The organism is Actinoplanes sp. NPDC051861, from assembly GCF_040681145.1.
Classification (GTDB): domain Bacteria; phylum Actinomycetota; class Actinomycetes; order Mycobacteriales; family Micromonosporaceae; genus Actinoplanes.
Map to the genome: position 1 here is coordinate 162842 of NZ_JBFAYE010000014.1, position 16216 is coordinate 179057.

The 16216-nt window shown below is 70.1% G+C and carries 17 protein-coding genes; 2 read left to right on the forward strand and 15 right to left on the reverse strand.

The window, feature by feature from the left end:
- The first annotated feature begins 112 nt into the window (after positions 1–112).
- Positions 113–1303 carry an arginine deiminase gene (locus tag AB0M02_RS30755; protein WP_364233078.1) on the forward strand — a complete coding sequence of 397 codons (1191 nt, stop codon included), beginning with the start codon at positions 113–115 and terminating at the stop codon, positions 1301–1303.
- Positions 1304–1391: 88 nt separating this feature from the next.
- Here the strand turns inward: AB0M02_RS30755 and AB0M02_RS30760 are convergent, their stop codons facing one another.
- The 10 genes from AB0M02_RS30760 to AB0M02_RS30805 all read right to left on the reverse strand — a co-directional run bounded on the left by AB0M02_RS30760 (position 1392) and on the right by AB0M02_RS30805 (position 10706).
- A complete protein-coding gene (locus tag AB0M02_RS30760) occupies positions 1392–2129 on the reverse strand; it encodes a glycoside hydrolase family 16 protein (RefSeq protein ID WP_364233080.1) in 738 nt (245 codons plus the stop codon).
- Positions 2126–3001, reverse strand: a complete 876-nt coding sequence (locus AB0M02_RS30765) for a DUF5926 family protein (RefSeq protein WP_364233083.1) — start codon at positions 2999–3001, stop codon at positions 2126–2128. Before AB0M02_RS30765 ends, AB0M02_RS30760 begins: the two co-directional genes overlap by 4 nt.
- Before the next feature lie 71 nt (positions 3002–3072).
- A complete protein-coding gene (locus AB0M02_RS30770; protein WP_364233085.1) occupies positions 3073–4275 on the reverse strand; it encodes a HAMP domain-containing sensor histidine kinase in 1203 nt (400 codons plus the stop codon).
- Positions 4276–4358: 83 nt separating this feature from the next.
- A complete protein-coding gene (locus AB0M02_RS30775) occupies positions 4359–5147 on the reverse strand; it encodes a glycerophosphodiester phosphodiesterase family protein (RefSeq protein WP_364233087.1) in 789 nt (262 codons plus the stop codon).
- The gene (locus AB0M02_RS30780) at positions 5144–5479 is read right to left on the reverse strand and encodes a rhodanese-like domain-containing protein (protein WP_364233088.1); all 336 of its coding nucleotides are present in this window, start codon (positions 5477–5479) and stop codon (positions 5144–5146) included. The genes AB0M02_RS30775 and AB0M02_RS30780 overlap by 4 nt, the downstream gene beginning before the upstream one ends.
- Positions 5480–5500: 21 nt before the next feature.
- Positions 5501–6598 carry an LCP family protein gene (locus AB0M02_RS30785; RefSeq protein WP_364233091.1) on the reverse strand — a complete coding sequence of 366 codons (1098 nt, stop codon included), beginning with the start codon at positions 6596–6598 and terminating at the stop codon, positions 5501–5503.
- 148 nt (positions 6599–6746) lie between these two features.
- Entirely contained in the window at positions 6747–7898 is a 1152-nt protein-coding gene (locus tag AB0M02_RS30790) for an LCP family protein (RefSeq protein WP_364233094.1), read from the reverse strand.
- A gap of 128 nt (positions 7899–8026) precedes the next feature.
- On the reverse strand, positions 8027–9703 hold the full coding sequence (locus tag AB0M02_RS30795) for a cation acetate symporter (protein ID WP_364233097.1): 1677 nt from the start codon (positions 9701–9703) through the stop codon (positions 8027–8029).
- Positions 9703–10062 (reverse strand): DUF485 domain-containing protein, encoded by a 360-nt coding sequence (locus AB0M02_RS30800; RefSeq protein ID WP_364233099.1) that lies wholly within the window; start codon positions 10060–10062, stop codon positions 9703–9705. The genes AB0M02_RS30795 and AB0M02_RS30800 overlap by 1 nt, the downstream gene beginning before the upstream one ends.
- Positions 10063–10181: 119 nt before the next feature.
- Positions 10182–10706: a flavin reductase family protein gene (locus tag AB0M02_RS30805; protein WP_364233101.1), complete on the reverse strand. Its 525-nt coding sequence runs from the start codon at positions 10704–10706 to the stop codon at positions 10182–10184.
- Between the two features lie 72 nt (positions 10707–10778).
- On the opposite strand from AB0M02_RS30805, the gene AB0M02_RS30810 reads away from it, so the two are divergent.
- Positions 10779–11045 (forward strand): hypothetical protein, encoded by a 267-nt coding sequence (locus AB0M02_RS30810; protein WP_364233102.1) that lies wholly within the window; start codon positions 10779–10781, stop codon positions 11043–11045.
- Here AB0M02_RS30810 and AB0M02_RS30815 read toward each other — a convergent pair.
- From AB0M02_RS30815 to AB0M02_RS30835, 5 genes are all read right to left on the reverse strand, one after another.
- On the reverse strand, positions 11032–12639 hold the full coding sequence (locus tag AB0M02_RS30815; RefSeq protein ID WP_364233103.1) for an ABC transporter permease: 1608 nt from the start codon (positions 12637–12639) through the stop codon (positions 11032–11034). The two genes, AB0M02_RS30810 and AB0M02_RS30815, sit on opposite strands and share 14 nt — an antisense overlap.
- A complete protein-coding gene (locus tag AB0M02_RS30820) occupies positions 12630–13415 on the reverse strand; it encodes an ABC transporter ATP-binding protein (RefSeq protein ID WP_364233106.1) in 786 nt (261 codons plus the stop codon). Before AB0M02_RS30820 ends, AB0M02_RS30815 begins: the two co-directional genes overlap by 10 nt.
- Positions 13416–13472: 57 nt before the next feature.
- The gene (locus AB0M02_RS30825) at positions 13473–14129 is read right to left on the reverse strand and encodes a hypothetical protein (protein WP_364233108.1); all 657 of its coding nucleotides are present in this window, start codon (positions 14127–14129) and stop codon (positions 13473–13475) included.
- 61 nt (positions 14130–14190) lie between these two features.
- Positions 14191–15816, reverse strand: a complete 1626-nt coding sequence (locus tag AB0M02_RS30830; RefSeq protein ID WP_364233111.1) for a cation acetate symporter — start codon at positions 15814–15816, stop codon at positions 14191–14193.
- Complete coding sequence (locus AB0M02_RS30835) at positions 15813–16196, reverse strand: hypothetical protein (RefSeq protein WP_364233113.1); 384 nt, start codon at positions 16194–16196, stop codon at positions 15813–15815. The genes AB0M02_RS30830 and AB0M02_RS30835 overlap by 4 nt, the downstream gene beginning before the upstream one ends.
- Between the last annotated feature and the right edge of the window lie 20 nt (positions 16197–16216).

The window sequence follows — 16216 nt, forward strand, 5'->3', positions numbered from 1 at the left end:
CTCGTCGCACCCACACAAGCTATCGCTGCCGCACGTCAGATGCATGGTCGTCTCAAGATCTAGTAGATCCGTGACCACCCGGTAGCGTTCGGTACGGGATAACGTCGGCGTCGTGTACGTCGACAGTGAAGTGAGCCACCTCCGTACCGTCCTGCTTCACCGGCCGGGGCCGGAACTGGCGCGGCTCACCCCGCGCAACAACGATTCGCTGCTCTTCGACGCGATTCCGTGGGTCGGACGCGCCCAGGAGGAGCACGACGCCTTCGCCGCGGCCCTGCGCTCCCGGGGAGTGGAGGTCCTCTATCTGGGTGACCTGCTCGCCGAGACGCTGACCGTGCCGGAGGCCCGAGCCGAGCTGACCGCCGGTGTGCTGGCCGCCCGCAGGCTCGGCGACGCGCTGCGCGCCAGTGTCGGAGGCTACCTGGCCGACCAGGATCCGGACCGGCTCGCCGAGGTGCTGGTGGCCGGCCTGGCGCACGAGGAGATCAAACCGAGCACCGGTGGCCTGGTCTACGAGATGATGAATGATCACGATTTCGTCATCGATCCGCTGCCGAACCTGCTGTTCACCAGGGACTCCTCGGTCTGGATCCGGGACCGTGTCGCGGTGACCAGCCTGGCGATGCGGGCCCGGCGGCGCGAGACGACCATCACACACGCGATCTATCGCTTCCACCCGCGTTTCGCCGGCTCGACCCTCCTCTTCGACCCGTCGATGGAGCACCTGGAGGGCGGCGACGTGCTCGTGCTGGCGCCCGAGGTGCTCGCCATCGGCGTCGGCGAGCGCACCACGCCGGCCGGCGCCGAGCGCCTCGCCCGCCGCGTGATCGACGCGGGCCTCGCGCGTACCGTCCTCGCCGTGCCGATCGCCCAGGAGCGCGCCACGATGCACTTGGACACCATTTGCACCATGGTGGACAGGGATGCCGTCGTCATGTACCCCAACATGGCCGACACCCTGGTCGCCTGGACGGTCACCGCCGGCACCGAGGGCGGCCTGCTCGTGCGGGCGCCTCGGCCGTTCCTGGAGGCTGCCGCCGAGGCCATGGGCATCGACCGCCTCCGCATCATCGACACCGGCCTCGACCCGGTGACCGCCGAACGCGAACAGTGGGACGACGGCAACAACACCCTCGCCATCGCACCGAGACTTTGCGTCGCATATGAGCGAAATGTCGAGACAAACGCGCAATTGGAACGCGCCGGCATCGAGGTGATCCGCATCGCCGGTTCCGAACTGGGCAGTGGCCGCGGCGGCCCGCGCTGCATGAGCTGCCCCGTCACCCGAGACCCACTCGCCTGACACCGGCTCGCTGCCCCGGCGCGGCGAGCCCTGGCTGCGTGAGCCGTCCCATCACCCGAGGCTGGCTCGCGGTGCCGAGCGGAAACGGTCAGGAGCCGGTGACCTCGGTGACGATCAGCTCGGGGACGGGTATCTCGCCGCCGGGAACGAGGTGGGCCCGGTCGGGGAAGTCGAAGACGGCTATTTCCAGCTGGACCGGGTAGTCGGGGGACTGGGCGACGCGCTTCACGACCTCGCCGTCGACCGAGAAGGCGAGGGAGCCCGGGCGCCAGTCGACCGCGTACGTATGAAAATCAGCCACGTCAGCGGGGAGGGTGACCGTCCCCCACTCCTCCGTGACCGCCGGGTCGCGGAAGGCGTGCAGGCCCATGCCGAAGTCGTGCGGGGCGGTGCCGAAGACCTCCATGACGCAGATCTCCGCGGAGCGCTCCGGGCGGTCCTCGACGCCGGCGAGCCAGAACGACACCATCGACCGTGGGGAGAGCACCGCCCGCATCCGGATCGCGAGGTGGCCGTAGAGCGGGGTGTAGCCCCAGAACTCGGGCTGCTCCTCGCGGACCGTCTGGCCCGGGAGGAACGGCTGGCCGCCGATCGTGCTCCCGACCGGGCCGGAGAAGGAGGCGGACTGGATGCCGGAGACCCGCAGCGGCGTCGGGTGGATGCCCTCCGCCCAGAGCGGCTGGTCCACCGGGATGCTCAGGCGCAGCTCGCCGCCGGACACCGTGTATGTGGCCCGCGTGCCGGCCCGTGAGCTCCAGTGCGGCAGGTAGTGCGGTACCCAGATCGACGGATCCAGGCCCGCACCCGCGAACCGCAACAGACTCACCGCAGGGTCAGCTGCCGTCCGATGAGGCCCTGCTTCGCGCGGCGCCCGGCGGCGTCGAGAGGCTCGTCGACGGCGAGGGTGTCGGCGTACCGCTTGGCGAAGTCGGCGAGCGGGGCCTCCCAGTCGGCGCCCTCCGGGTCGCCGGGCACGTCCCAGACCGGGACCAGCAGGCCGTGCGCCCGGAACATGCCGGCGAACTTGGTGTCCTCGCCGAGCAGCAGCTCACCGGCGGCGGAGAGGCGGGCGAGCGCGTCGAGCGCCCGGTCCTCGGGGTCGGAGAGGACCCAGCGGACGTGACCCTTGTCGGGGGCGACCCGGCACCAGTAGGCCGCCTTGGCCGCGGCCAGGCGCACCGTCGGGTAGATCGAGGCGTTTGCCCGCTCCAGGGACGCCTTGACGGTTGCGTCCTGCATCTGGTCCTCGTCCAGCCAGTACTCGAAACCGTCGTGCATGGTGATTTCGAGCGGGTCGTTGACGAGCAGGTCCTGCAGGCGCGGGCCCTCGCCGGGCAGAGCGGGCACCGAGACCGTCTCGCCGGGAGTGGTGCTCAGCGCGTTGAGGATCGCCACGGCCAGGTCGCGGGAGACGTCACCGGACTGGACGTGCCGCTGCAGGCCGATGAAGACGCGGCCGTCCCGGCGGGTCATCGCGGGCCACGCCATCGGCAGGACCGTGGAGAGGGTGATCGGGCGGTCGCCGAACTCCTCGACGATCTCCGGCTTCAGGGTCAGCGGCGCCGAGGCGGCCGGGACCAGCTCGCGGAGGGCGACCCATTCCGGTTCGTCCGCCAGGCCCTCGAACGGGCGGGCGACGAAGATGTCGCGCACCTTGGTCTTGGGTGCGGTTTCGCGGGGCTTGCGACGCTTGCTCACGAGGGACCAGCCTAGGGGGTCACTCACCGGAAACGGTGACGCGGGCCACCCCGTGTCTTGCGCGCCCGGCGTCAGGCGCGTGGTAAGCGCACCTCGGCGACGGTGCCGCCACCGTCCCGGGGCCGGAGCGACACCCAGCCGTGCTGGCGCTCCACCAGGCGGCGGACCAGGTACAGGCCGAGACCCGCGCCGGGGTGCGGGTGCTGTTTCTCGGACTCCGCCTGCCAATAGCGCTCGAAGGCCCGCTCGACGTGCTCGGGGGCGATGCCGGCGCCGCGGTCGGAGACCCGGAAACGCAGCGTGTCGTCGTCGGTGCCGGCGCAGACCTCGACGAGTGTCTCGGCCGGCGAGTACTTCTCCGCGTTGGTGGCCAGCTCGGTGAGGATCGTCGTGATCGAGTCGCGGTCCCCGTACGCCTTCGGCAGGTCCGGTGGCAGCTCGCCGAAGTGAATCCGCTGGCGCAACGCCGCGGGAAGCTCCTCGGCCGCTGTCCGCAGCGCGTCCGCCAGGTCGAACGGCCCGGACGCGGACGTGCCGACCGAACCGTCCTCGCTCGCCGCGGAGAGCAGCCGGTCGACCAGCCGGGCCAGCTCACCGGCGCGGGTGCCGATCACGCGGACCGCTTCCCGGCGGCCGGGCTCGCCCAGGGTGTCCCAGTGGTTGGTGAGCGTGTCCGCATATCCCTTGATGACCGTCACCGGCGTCCGCAACTCGTGGCTGGTGACCGCCACCCACAGGTCCCGGTTCTCCTGCCGCCGCGCCTGTTCCGGTGCGGACTCGCCGTGGATCGGCAGGCCGGTGTGCATCCCGTAGAGCCGGCCGACCAGACCGGCGACCAGCTCCAGGACGGCGTGGTGCTCGGGGCCGGGCTCGCCGGAGTCCTCGCCGAAGTAGACGTGCAGCGAGCCGACCACGGTCGTCCCGACCTCGCACCGCGCGCCCAGCATGTGCCGCAGGTCGCCGCCCTCGATCTGCCGGGCGAACTCGTCGTTGACCGAGTCGAGCGGGACCAGCAGGGTCCGCCGGGCCAGCAGCCGGTCGTCGGGCCCCTCGATCCGGCGGCCGATCGCGGACTCGCAGACGCCGGTGGCCGCGATGATGCGGCCGTGGCCCTCCGTGTACTCCGCGAAGCCGGCGCCGCGGGCGCCGAGGGCCTCACCGGCGAGCCGGACGAGTTGCTGGAGGACGGGCAGTCCGGACTCGCCCGCGTTGACGCGGTCGAGGACCGCGATCTGCCCCCGGGTGAGAGCCGCGTAGTCGGGACGCTCCGGCATGGTGCGAGTCTGCCTCGCCTGCCACGTTTTGGGCAGTCGAACCTAAGCGGATGCTGAGGTCAACCGGCCTACAGTGTCGTACGTCACATCCGATCGAGGTAGTCGAGCACGAATCGGGGACGGTCGGTGATCACGCCTTGTACGCGATGTTTCAGCACCAGTTCCAGATCCGCCGGTTCGTTGACGGTCCACACGTACGTCTGATGCCCGGCCGCCCGCATTGCCGGCAGCAGGCTCGGCCGGGCCCGGATCACCTCGATGCCCGGCCCCGCGGTGCGCGCGCCGAACGGCAGACGGCCGCGCCCCACGCCGGGCGGGACGAGCTCCAGCAGATAGACGGTGGGCAGGCTGGGCGCCTGGACGCGGACGCGGCGCAGTGCGAGGGCCGCGAACGACATCACGGTCACCTTGACCGGGTCGTCGGGCTTGGGGTCGGCCAGCCCGTAGCGTTTGAGGAGCCGGACGAGGCGGCGCTCGACCTCGGCGCCGTACCGGGTGGGGTGCTTCGTCTCGATCAGCAGGCGAACCTGGCGTCCGCTGGAGAGCAGCGTGTCGAGAAGCCTCTCCAGCGTGAGCAATCGTGACAAATCGGGCATATCATCGGCGGGGTAGCCGGGGTGCCACGACCCGAAGTTCAGCGCGTCCAGTTCGGCGAGGGTCTTGGCGCTTACCCGGCCGCGCCCGTTGCTGGTGCGATCCAGCTTCGAGTCGTGCACGCAGACGAGGTGGCCGTCGCGGGTCAGGCGGACGTCGCACTCGACGCCGTCCGCCCCCTCGTCGAGCGCGCGCAGGTAGGCGCCGAGCGTGTGCTCCGGTAGTGCGTCCGCGCCTCCGCGGTGGGCGAAGACGAGTGGCCGGTATCGGTCGTTCACAGCACCCGGGCCGGTTGCCCGTCCTCGCTCACCACGTCCTTACCGGCAGCGGCCCAGGACTGCATGCCGCCGTCGAGGTTGCGTACGTTGTCCCAGCCCTGGTTCATCAGATAGGCGACGACCTGGCCGGAGCGCCCACCCGCGCGGCACACCACGACCACCTCGCCGTCGGTCGGCACCTCGGCCATCCGGGCCGGCACCTCCATCATCGGCAGGTGGTGGGCGCCCGGCGCGTGGCCGGCGGTCCACTCGTCCGGCTCCCGCACATCGAGCAGGTAGGCGCCGGATTCGACTTGATCAGCGGTCACACTGGGTACCTGAGGTCCGAACACGGGAGACAGCTTAAAGCCGGGCTACTTCTCGTTGGCGACGACGCCCGGGTTGTCGAGGACGAACTCGGCGAGCCGGTCCTCCTTGACCGCCTCGAACATCGCCTGCGTGGTCTCGTCGATCCGCTCGCGCCCGCTCCCGTTGCCGGCGAACGTGCCGTTGTTGGTCCGCAGCAGCACCATGTCGTTGGCCGCCACGTCCTTGAGTCCGAGCACGAAGTCGGTGATCTTGGCGTCACCGATGTCCAGCACCAGCGCCTTGCCGGCCGACTGGATCACGCCGCCCGCCTTGATCGGGTTGGTCAGGACGCCGCCGGTCGCCGCCTTCTTCGCCATCGCCTTGATCAGCTGCTGCTGGTGGCGCTGCCGGTCGTAGTCGCCGTTCTTGAGCCCGTAGCGCTGGCGGGCGAAGTCGAGCGCCTCCCAGCCCTCCATGGCCCGGCAGCCGACCTTGTGCACCACCGGCTTGGTCGGCTTGCCGGTCTTGCGCGCGTCGGCCAGGAACATCGGCTTGCCCTCGACGAAGACCATGTGCTTCGAGGTGACCTGCTGGTCCACGCACATGGTCACGCCGCCGAGCTCGTCGATCACGCTCTTGAAGCCGCCGAAGTTGATGATCGCGGCGCCGTCGAAGCTGATCCCGGTCAGGTTCTTCAGCGTCTTGGCGAGCAGCTGCGCGCCGCCGCCCCAGCCGCCGCCGTTCTGCGCGCCGTGGAAGAACGCCTCGGTCGCCTTTGTCGTGCCGCCGCCGTAGTTGCTGGGCTCGAACGCCGGCACGTCGACCTCGGTGTCCCGGGGCACGGAGATCAGGTACGCCTGGTCGTGGCTCGCCGGGATGTGCAGGATGATGATCGAGTCGGCGCGCAGGTCGTCGGCGGCCCAGCGGGCCCGCGCGTCCACGCCCATGAGCAGCATGTCGATCGGGCCCTCGAGGATGTCCCCGCCACCCTCGGCCTCGGTCTTGCCCGCCTCACCGGTCAGGTTCTCCACCGCGATGTTCTCGGTGGTCTTGTCGAGCAGCACCTTGCCGCCGATGAGACCACCGCCACCGGCGATGAGAAGCACCGCCCCGGCCGAGGTGCACAACCTCGCCCAGAGCGGTGCCCTGCGCTTCTTTCTCACCGGCGCCACGCGATCCCGCGTCGGCGATGGCCGATCGGTGGTGACCGTCATGCAGCACTCCAGGGGTGAGGGGCTGCATTACCTTACGGACACTTTCCGTCCAGCTGAAGGTCTATGAAGTTTCAGATTTGATTCAGGCCGGAATTCGCTACTTCTTTGGCGGGTTTGCGGCCATCCACTCGTCCATCTTGTCGGCCGCCATCGCGTCGTAGAGAGCGATCGCCTTCTCCCGGTCGGAGACCACCACGGACTGTCCGTCGATCGTCTCGCTGCCCTTGTTGGGGCTGGTGATGAACGTCAGGTTGCTGCTGCGCAGGTTGCGGAACTGGACCACGGTGTCCTTCAGCGAGAAGGTCTCGTCGACCGTGACGGCGGCGGCGACCGCGTTGAGGAAGTCGTCCAGCTTGCCGGGGTTGGTCAGCGTGCCCGTGCTCGCCGCCTTGTCCATGATCGCCTTGAGGAAGTCCTGCTGGTGCTGCATGCGGGCGAAGTCACCACGGGCGAACTGCTTGCGCTGGCGCACCCAGTCCAGCGCCTGCTTGCCGTCCATGTGCATCATGCCCTTCTTGAACACCCGGTACGGCTTGTGGATCGACGTGATGGTCTGCTCCACCTTCAGGTCGACGCCGCCGAGCGCGTCGGTGACGGCCTTGAAGCCGCTGAAGTCGATCGTGATGACGTGATCCAGGTGTACGTCGGTCATGCACTCGACGGTGCGCACCGCGCGGGGGATGCCGCCGAACGCGAACGCTGCGTTGATCTTGGCGCGGCTGCCCGAGGTGCACGGCGCGTTGTTGTCGCTCGGGATGCTCACCCACAGGTCACGCGGGATCGAGACGATCTGCGCGGTCTTGTGGTCGGCCGGGATGTGCATGATCATCAGCGTGTCCGCGCGCCACTGGTTCGCCTGGTCCTGCTTGGCGTCCGGGTCTCGCGAGTCGGTGCCGACCAGCAGGATGTTGAGCGCGCCCTCGACGGCCTTGCCGGGCCGTTCCGCGGTGATCTCGGAGAACGCGTTGGTGCGCTTGAGGTCCTTGTCCAGGCCGCTCACGTACCCGTACGCCGCGATGCCGGCGACGATCGCGAGGACCAGAACGGCGATGCCCGCCACCAGGGCGATCCGCTTCCACCGCGGGCGGGGGCGCCGTCCCCGGTAGGGAGTGCCCGGACCGCCACCGTCCCGCGGGGGCCAGTCGCGGTTGTCTCCCGGGCCCCCGGGCCGGCCGACAGGCCGGGCACCGTAGCCGGGCACCGAGGCCCGGCCGGAGGAGTTGCCACTGGGAGAGGTGGTAGCAGACATGTAACCCAGATTACGGAGTGAAACTCAATGATCCGGGTCCTCGACATGCATCGGCACGAAGGTAGGAGTTTCTCGGATACGGAGCACGGGCCGGTGCGGCGACTGCACCGGCCCGCGTCTGAGGTAAGTCAGTGGGCCCCGTGGCCGGTCAGCGACCGGACCTCGAGCTCCGCGTACTTCTCCGGGTCGGTCTCCTTGGAGATGACCGTGCCCAGCCAGCCGAAGAAGAAGCCGAGCGGGATGGAGATGATGCCGGGGTTGGACAGCGGGAACCAGTGCCAGTCCGACTCCGGGAACATGGCGGTCGCCGAGCCGGACACCACCGGCGAGAAGAACACCAGGATGACCGCGGAGCCCAGGCCGCCGTAGATGGACCAGAGCGCGCCCGCCGTGTTGAACCGGCGCCAGAACAGGCTGTACAGGATCGCCGGCAGGTTCGCCGACGCCGCCACCGCGAACGCGAGCGCCACGAGGAACGCCACGTTCAGGCTCTGCGCGAAGATCGACAGGGCGATCGCCACGGCGCCGATGAGCAGAGCGGAGATCCGGGCGACCCGGACCTCGTCCCGCTCGGAGGCGGTGCCGCGCTTGATCACGCTGGCGTAGAAGTCGTGCGCGAGGCTCGACGACGACGCGAGCGTCAGACCGGCGACCACGGCGAGGATCGTGGCGAAGGCGACCGCCGCGATCACCGCCAGCATGATCGAGCCACCGGTGTCGCCGCCCAGGTAGTCGATGCCGAGCTGCTGTGCCAGCTGCGGCGCGGCGGTGTTGCCCGCCTTGTCCTGCGCGGTGATGTTCTCGCCGCCCACCAGAGCCGCCGCGCCGAAGCCCAGGGCCAGGGTGAACAGGTAGAACGTGCCGATGATGCCGATCGCCCAGAGCACGCTCTTACGCGCGATCCGGCTGGTCGGAACGGTGTAGAACCGGGTCAGGATGTGCGGAAGACCGGCGGTGCCGAGCACCAGCGCGAGGCCCAGCGAGAGCAGGTCCATCTTGCTGTAGAAGGTCTTTGCCGCGTCACCCGCCGTCTCCACGCCGTAGCGCAGACCCGGTTCGAGGAAGGCCGATCCCTTTCCGGATTGTTCGGCGGCGTCGCCGAGCAGCGCGGACAGGTTGAACTTGTAGTGCGCCAGCACCATGATGACCATGATCGCGGCGCCGCCCATCAGCATGAACGCCTTCACGATCTGGACGTACGTGGTGCCCTTCATGCCGCCGACCGTCACGTAGATGATCATCAGCGCGCCGACCAGGATGATGGTGGCGACCTTGGCGGTGTCGGCGTCCATGCCCAGGAACGTCGTGTCGCCCTTGATCCCGAGGAGCAGCGACACGAGCGCGCCCGCGCCGACCATCTGCGCGATCAGGTAGAAGATCGACACGACGATCGTGGAGGCGCTGGCCGCGGTGCGTACCGGGCGCTGGCGCATCCGGAACGCCAGGACGTCGGCCATCGTGTAGCGGCCGGAGTTGCGCAGGAACTCGGCGACGAGCAGGAGCGCCACCAGCCACGCGACCAGGAAGCCGATCGAGTACAGGAAGCCGTCGTAGCCGTACAGGGCGATCAGGCCGGCGATGCCGAGGAAGGACGCCGCCGACATGTAGTCGCCGCCGATCGCCATGCCGTTCTGGAAGCCGGAGAACTGCCGGCCGCCGGCGTAGAAGTCGGTGGCGGTCTTCGTCTGCCGGCTCGCCCACACGGTGATGCCCAGCGTGATCGCGACGAAGATCAGGAACAGCGTGATGGTGAGTGACCGCGAGGTGGAGGTGCTGGCCTCGGCGGCGAGGATCCCGGTGGGCATCAGTCCGTGCCTCCGTCGGTGGTGGCGGCGGCCTCGGCCTTCGGCGTGCCGTTCTCGAGCTCGTCGTAGATGTTGTCGGCGAGCGGGTCGACCTCTCGCGCGGCGAACCGCGCGTAGTACCACGCGATGACGAACGTGGAGACGAACTGCAGAAGGCCGAAGATCAGGGCGACGTTGATGTTGCCGATGACCTTGATCGCCATGAAGTCCCGCGCGTACGCGGAGAGAAGCACGTAAAGGGCGTACCAGACGATGAATGCAACCGTCGTCGGGAAGATGAAGCTGCGCAGCTTGTGCCGAAGCTGAGCGAACTCCTCGGAGTTTTGTACCTCGAGGTACCTCTCGGGGGAGGCCGGCACGGGATCACCACCTTCGTGGGGGCGGGCTGACTTTCCGCGACCGTACGAAGGAGTGGGCCACGTCACGGCCGGATGGTCGGGGTGTGCGCTGAGTGGCGGTCTGAATGCGCTGAATGGCACTAGCCCAGCTCGGCGTACCTCCCCCGGTAGTGGACCAGCGGCGCGGCGGCGGTAGCGATCTCGGTGGATTCGATCACGCCCTCGACCAGCAGAGCCCACCCGCACGGGCGGTCGCTGTCGAGACGGCAGCCGGCCCACGCGGTGGCGTTCGCGGGCACCGGGCCCCACTCGGTCTCGCGCCACTCGCCGGCGGCGAACAGGCCACCGGGCGACGGCATGAGACCGGCGAAACGGTCGGCCAGTTGCCGGTCGGCGGGGGTGAGCGGGACGACGGTGAAGACCCCAGCGGTGAGCGCCGCGTCCCAGAAGTCGCTCTCCTCGTCGATCAGGCCGACGACGCGCCCCGGTTCCCCGTCGGCGATCAGGGTCGACGAGACGGTGAGACCGGCCGGGCCGGGTGCCGTCCAGATCGTCACCGGTGCCGCCAGCCGCCCGCGCAGCCGCCGCACCGGCGACTTCGCCGAGTCGGGCACGGCGAACGGGTCGGTGGAGTGAATGCGGCCACCCGCCTCGTTGGGATTCACCCGATCATTCTCCCGATTGCAGATGGCGCACGCCGCTACCGCGATTAATTGATCACAAACTATTTTGTAGGGATGCCCCAGGAGATGCTGCGGCCGGGTGACATCGTCCAGGTCGGCGCGGAGGCGAGCGTCCAGTTCTCCGGTGACCGGGCCCTGCTGTTCCGGATCATCCGGGTGGATCCGCGGGTCACCTACGACGGTTGGCTGTGGCTTGATGGGTACGTCATCGGGCAGGCCGGCAACGCTCTGCAGCGCCGCCGGATCTTCGTGCGCCGCGAGGGCCTGCACACCGTCATGCTGAAGAGCGGCCCGGAGGCGCGGACCGTCAGCGGGCGGTGATCGCGGCGAGGAGCTCGGGCATCCGCCGGTCCAGCAGGTTTCCGGCCAGACGGGCGCCGAGGGCGTACGCCGCCGTCCCGTACGCGAGACCGACAGGCAGGCCGATCCACAGCCAGACCGGGCCGAGAAGGTAGCCCGCGAGGATCACCGGGAGCGCGCCGAGCACCGCGCCGCCCATCGCGCCGAGTGCCGGCAGAGCCTTGCTCAGACCACCGCCGGAGGAGATGGCGAACGGGGTGGACGGGTCGGGCAGGGCGTAAGCGGCGCGGACCGAGACCGGCAGGACCAGCGCCAGCCCGACGCCGTAGACCGCGAGCAGGGTGCCGAGTTGTGCCGGGACCGATGCCGGGCTCGCGCCGGCGAGAAAACCGTTCACCAGGGCCACGAGCAGCAGCAACGGCACCGTGAACAGGGCGTGTGCGGCGGCCCGCGAGTGCACCTCCAGGCGGCCCGGAACCCCGGTTGCCAGGTTGGTGGCGTAGGCGCTTCCCTCGTACCCGAACTGGTTTGCCAATCCGATCGGCGCGATCGCGCCCACGATGACCGCAAGCCCCGCCCCGCTCGCGTTCTCCGAGCCGAAGGCGCTGGAGAGGGGCAGGAAGACGCCGGCCACCGCCAGGGTGACCACCGCCGCACGCCGCCGCGTCTCCCGCCACCAGTAGCGCGTCTCGCGTGCCATCAGCGCGCCGAATCGGCTGCGCGGCGACCATCGGAACAGCAGCTGATCGACCGGGCCGCGACCGTTTGCCCTGGTCCCGGTGCCGCCGCGACTTCCGGCCGTCGCGGTGCCGGCCATTGCCCGCTCCAGCGTGCGGCTCCACCACCAGAGCAGGCCGCCGGCCGCTGCCAGCACGATCAAGAGCTTCAGGGGTACGGCCCACAGGCGGCCGTTCGCGACCTCGAGGCCAACGGTGTACGGGGCGCCGAGTGGAGTCCAGCCGACCACCTCGGCGATCGCCGCGACGCTGTCCCAGTCCGCCCGGTTCAGCACTCCCAGCAGCAGCAACTGCGCCGGGCCGAGGGAGGCCGCCACCACCGCGAGCAGGATCGTGGCCAGATCACGGGCCCGTCGGGACCGCAGAGCGGTGGCGAACGCGCTGATCACCGAGCGGCTCAGCGCCACGCACAGCAGCAGTCCGCAGACGATCCCGGCGAACTGGACGAGCGCCGCGCCGGGCCCGCCGAGCCGTGCCGCGCTGTCCACCATGCCGGCCGTGGCCGCCAGCGTGGCGAGCGCCGGAATCCCGATCAGCGCGGCAACCGTGAGACCGGCCAGCAGGGTGCGGCGGGCCAGCGGCAGCAGCGCGAACTGTGCCGGATCGAACGTGTCGTCGATGCCGAAGAAGAGCAGCGGCAGGAAGATCCACCCGAGCACCAGCAACGCGCCGCCGAACGGGAACAGCACGGCGGCGCCACGGTCGCTGTCCACCAGACCGGGTGTGGCGAAGGTGGCGTACCCGAGAACGGCCAGCATCCCGGCGGCGACCGCGCCCAGGACGAACATGACGATCCGGGCCGGGCGGCCGCGCAGGCCGTTGCCGGTGATCCGCAGCTTGAGCCGGACGAACGGCCAGACCGAGGGCGTCACAGCCACGCGAGCTCCGACCCGGTGGCCACCCGGCCGCCGACGACCTGGACGAACACGTCCTGCAGCGAACGTTCGCCGCGGATCTCGGCGAGCGGGCCGTGCATCCTGAGCACGCCGTCCGACATGATTGCCACGTCGGAGCAGAGCCGCTCGACGACCTCCAGCACGTGGCTGGAGAAGACGACGGTGCCGCCGCCGGAGACGTAGCGCTGGAGGATGTCGCGGATCAGCGCGGCCGACACCGGGTCGACCGCCTCGAACGGCTCGTCGAGGACCAGCAGGCGGGGCGCGTGCAGCAGGGCGCAGGCCAGGCCGATCTTCTTCTTCATCCCGGCCGAGTAGTCGACCACCAGAGTGCGGTTGTCGACGCCGAGTTCGAGCACGTCGAGCAGGTCACGGGCGCGCTGGTCGACGACGTCGGCGGGCATGCCGCGCAGCATCCCGTGGTACGCCAGCAGCTCCGGCCCGCTGAGCCGGTCGAACATCCGCACACCGTCGGGCAGGACGCCGACCAGCGACTTCGCCTGTGCTGGGGAGTGCCAGACGTCGTACCCGAGAAGCACGGCCTGTCCCGCGTCGGGCCGCAACAGGCCCACCGCCATGGACAGCGTCGTGGTCTTGCCGGCGCCGTTGGGGCCGAGCAGGCCGAAGAACGAACCGGCCGGCACGTCCAGGCTGATGTCGGAGACCGCCAGGCGGGTGTCGAAGCGCTTGACCAGTCCTCGCAGCGACATCGCCGCGGTGCCGTCGTCGGCGGGCGTGCGCTGGGGCGGAATGTTCATGTCTGGAACGTATCGGTCCGCCGGGTGGTGGGGGAACCACCCGGCGGACCCGAGGGATCAGCCCACCCGTTCGATCACGGCGCGCCTGATCAGGAACTTGCCCGGCTCGCGGACCTCCTCGAACGCGGCGTTGTTGAGCAGGACGCAGCTGCCGGAGGTGGTCTCCACGGTGACCGTGATGCTCTTGTTGTTGTCGAGGTTCGTGACCTTCAGGCGGGTCCCGATCGGGAAGGTCCCGCTGGAGGCGAACGGTGCGCCGGCCTCGCCGGAGAGGGTGACGGTCGAGCCCTTGCAGACGACCTCGCCCGCGTTTGCGGGGGGTGCCGCGGCCTCTTCCTCTTCCTGAGCGGGCGGCGCGGCTTCCTGCTGCTCCTCTTCCTGGGCAGGTGGGGCCGCCGCCGGCGGGGCGGCCACTCCACCCTCACACCCGGCCTGCTGCTTCTGCAGGTTGATCAGGTTGATGACGTCCTGGCGGTTCTTCAGGATCGCCTCGGTCTGCGCGTTCGGGTTGGCGCGCTGCTCGGCCATGAAGTCGAGGTTTCGCTGAATCGCCTGGTCCATCCCGTCGCAGACGGTGGACGCGTTGCTGAGCCCGGTGCCCACAGCGATCCCGCCACCGGCGATGGCGGCGACGATCAGACCGATGGCCAGTTTGCGGTTGCCGCCGGTGAGTCCGCTGCCCGGCCGCTTGAAGGATCCTCTGCGTGCTCTCATGCCCGGATCTACGGAACCCGCCATGATCACGGACGGGGTTCGAACATTAAAGAACCTTAAATCAGGTTCGCAGCGACTCCGGTGCGTGCAGCCGCAGCATGGTGGCACCGACGTCGGCGGGCACCCGGCGGCTGGTCAGCAGCGATCCGCCGACCATCACGGCGAAGGCGAGCGGCACGGTCCAGGCCGCCGGCTGCTCGATCAGTTCGGCCGCCCGGCCGGTGAGCGGCGGCCCGAGAACGGTCACCAGCACGGCCGCCATCGCCGCGCCGCCACCGGCGACCAGCCCGGCGATCGCCCCCACGTCGGTCAGGCCGCGCCACCAGATGCCGAGCACCAGCAGTGGGCAGAAGCTGGACGCGGCGACCGCGAACGCGAGGCCGACCACCTGCGAGACGTCCATGTCGGACACATAGAGGGCGAGACCGGTCGGCACCGCCGCGGCCAGCACGGTGGCCAGCCGGAAGTCGCGGATCGACCCGTTGCGCCCGGACCGCAGCACGTCCGTGAAGATCACCCCGGCGACGCTGGTGAGCAGGCCGGACGAGGTGGAGAGGAAGGCGGCGAGAGCGCCCGCGGTGACCAGTGCGCCGAGCAGGCGGCCCAGGTGCCCGCCGCCCAGTGCGGCCTCGGGCAGCAGCAGGACCACGGCGTCGGTGCGGCCGGTCATCAGCAGTTGGGGTGTGTAGATCCGGCCGAGTACGCCGTACAGGGTGGGCAGCAGGTAGAAGACGCCGACCATGCCGAGCACCACGAGGGTGGTCCGGCGGGCCGAGGCGCCGTCCGGATTCGTATAGAACCGGACCAGCACGTGGGGGAGGCCCATGGTGCCCAGGAACGTGGCCAGGATCAGCGAGTACGTCGCGAACAGGCCGAGTTCGCCGCCGGGCAGCAGCCACTCGGGGCCGTACCCGGCGTCCACAGTGCTCACGTGCGGCACCGGGTCGCCGGCGGCGAAGGTCAGGGTCTCGCCGGCGTGCACGGCCCGGCCGCCGTCGAGCACCGCGTCCTGCTCCACCACCACGGTGGTCGCCGCGGGGAAGACGGCGCCGGCCGGCGGGGTGGCGGCCGGGCGGCCGTCGGACTGCCACTGCAGGATCAGAAAGATCATGGGTACGGCCAGGGCCGTCAACTTGAGCCAGTACTGGAAGGCCTGGACGAACGTGATCGCCCGCATCCCGCCGAACGCCACGTTCGCCGTCACCACGACGCCGACCAGCAGTGCTCCCCACACATAGGAGCCGCCGGTGACCGTGCTGAACGTGAGCCCGGCGCCCTGCAGCTGCGGCAGCAGATAGAGACAGCCGATGAAGAGCACGAACGTGGTCGCCAGCCGCCGCAGCGCCGGCGATCGGAGCCGCACCTGGCAGAAGTCGGGCAGCGTGAACGCGCCGGATCGCCGCAGCGGGGCGGCCACGAACAGCAGCAGCGCGAGGTATCCGGCGGCGAACCCGACCGGGTACCAGAGCATGTCCACGCCGTAGCAGAGGATCAGGCCGGCCACGCCGAGGAAGGACGCCGCGGAGAGGTACTCGCCGCTGATCGCGGCCGCGTTCCAGGACGGGCTCACCGAGCGGGAGGCGACCAGGAAGTCGGAGGTGGTCCGGGCGAACCGCAGGCCGTACGCGCCGATGGCCACGGTGGCCAGCACGACCACGATGAGGCCGGGCGCCAGGTACGGGTTCACCGGTCGGGCCTGCGGATCAGCGCGGCGAAGTCCTGCTCGTTGCGCTCGGCCCAGCGCACGTACGCCGCGCCGACCCCGAGCAGGAACGGGAACGACAGCAGCCCGAGCAGCAGCCAGGGCAGATGCACCCCGAAGACGGTGAACGCCCCGACCGCGGGTGCCGCCACGAACAGCAGCGGCAGCGTCCCGAGCCCGGCCGCCACCACCAGCGCGAGCCGGAGAGCCAGCGCGAGCTGTGCCCGGACCAGGCCCTTGACCAGCGCTTCACCGACCGGGGTCTGCTCGGCGAGGTCGGCGCGGGCCCGGTCGGTGGTACGCCGGGACGCGGCCTCGGCGAGCACCACTCGGGTGCGCGGGCTCGGGGGCGGATCGGCGGCCATGTTCGGCAGTCTCTCCACCC

Coding starts and splice junctions, on each gene's coding strand:
- AB0M02_RS30835 (WP_364233113.1), bottom strand. CDS start 16,196: ATGGCCGCCGATCCGCCCCCGAGCCCGCGCACCCGAGTGGTGCTCGCC.
- AB0M02_RS30795 (WP_364233097.1), bottom strand. CDS start 9,703: ATGCCCACCGGGATCCTCGCCGCCGAGGCCAGCACCTCCACCTCGCGG.
- AB0M02_RS30825 (WP_364233108.1), bottom strand. CDS start 14,129: ATGAGAGCACGCAGAGGATCCTTCAAGCGGCCGGGCAGCGGACTCACC.
- AB0M02_RS30820 (WP_364233106.1), bottom strand. CDS start 13,415: ATGAACATTCCGCCCCAGCGCACGCCCGCCGACGACGGCACCGCGGCG.
- AB0M02_RS30790 (WP_364233094.1), bottom strand. CDS start 7,898: ATGTCTGCTACCACCTCTCCCAGTGGCAACTCCTCCGGCCGGGCCTCG.
- AB0M02_RS30770 (WP_364233085.1), bottom strand. CDS start 4,275: ATGCCGGAGCGTCCCGACTACGCGGCTCTCACCCGGGGGCAGATCGCG.
- AB0M02_RS30810 (WP_364233102.1), top strand. CDS start 10,779: ATGCCCCAGGAGATGCTGCGGCCGGGTGACATCGTCCAGGTCGGCGCG.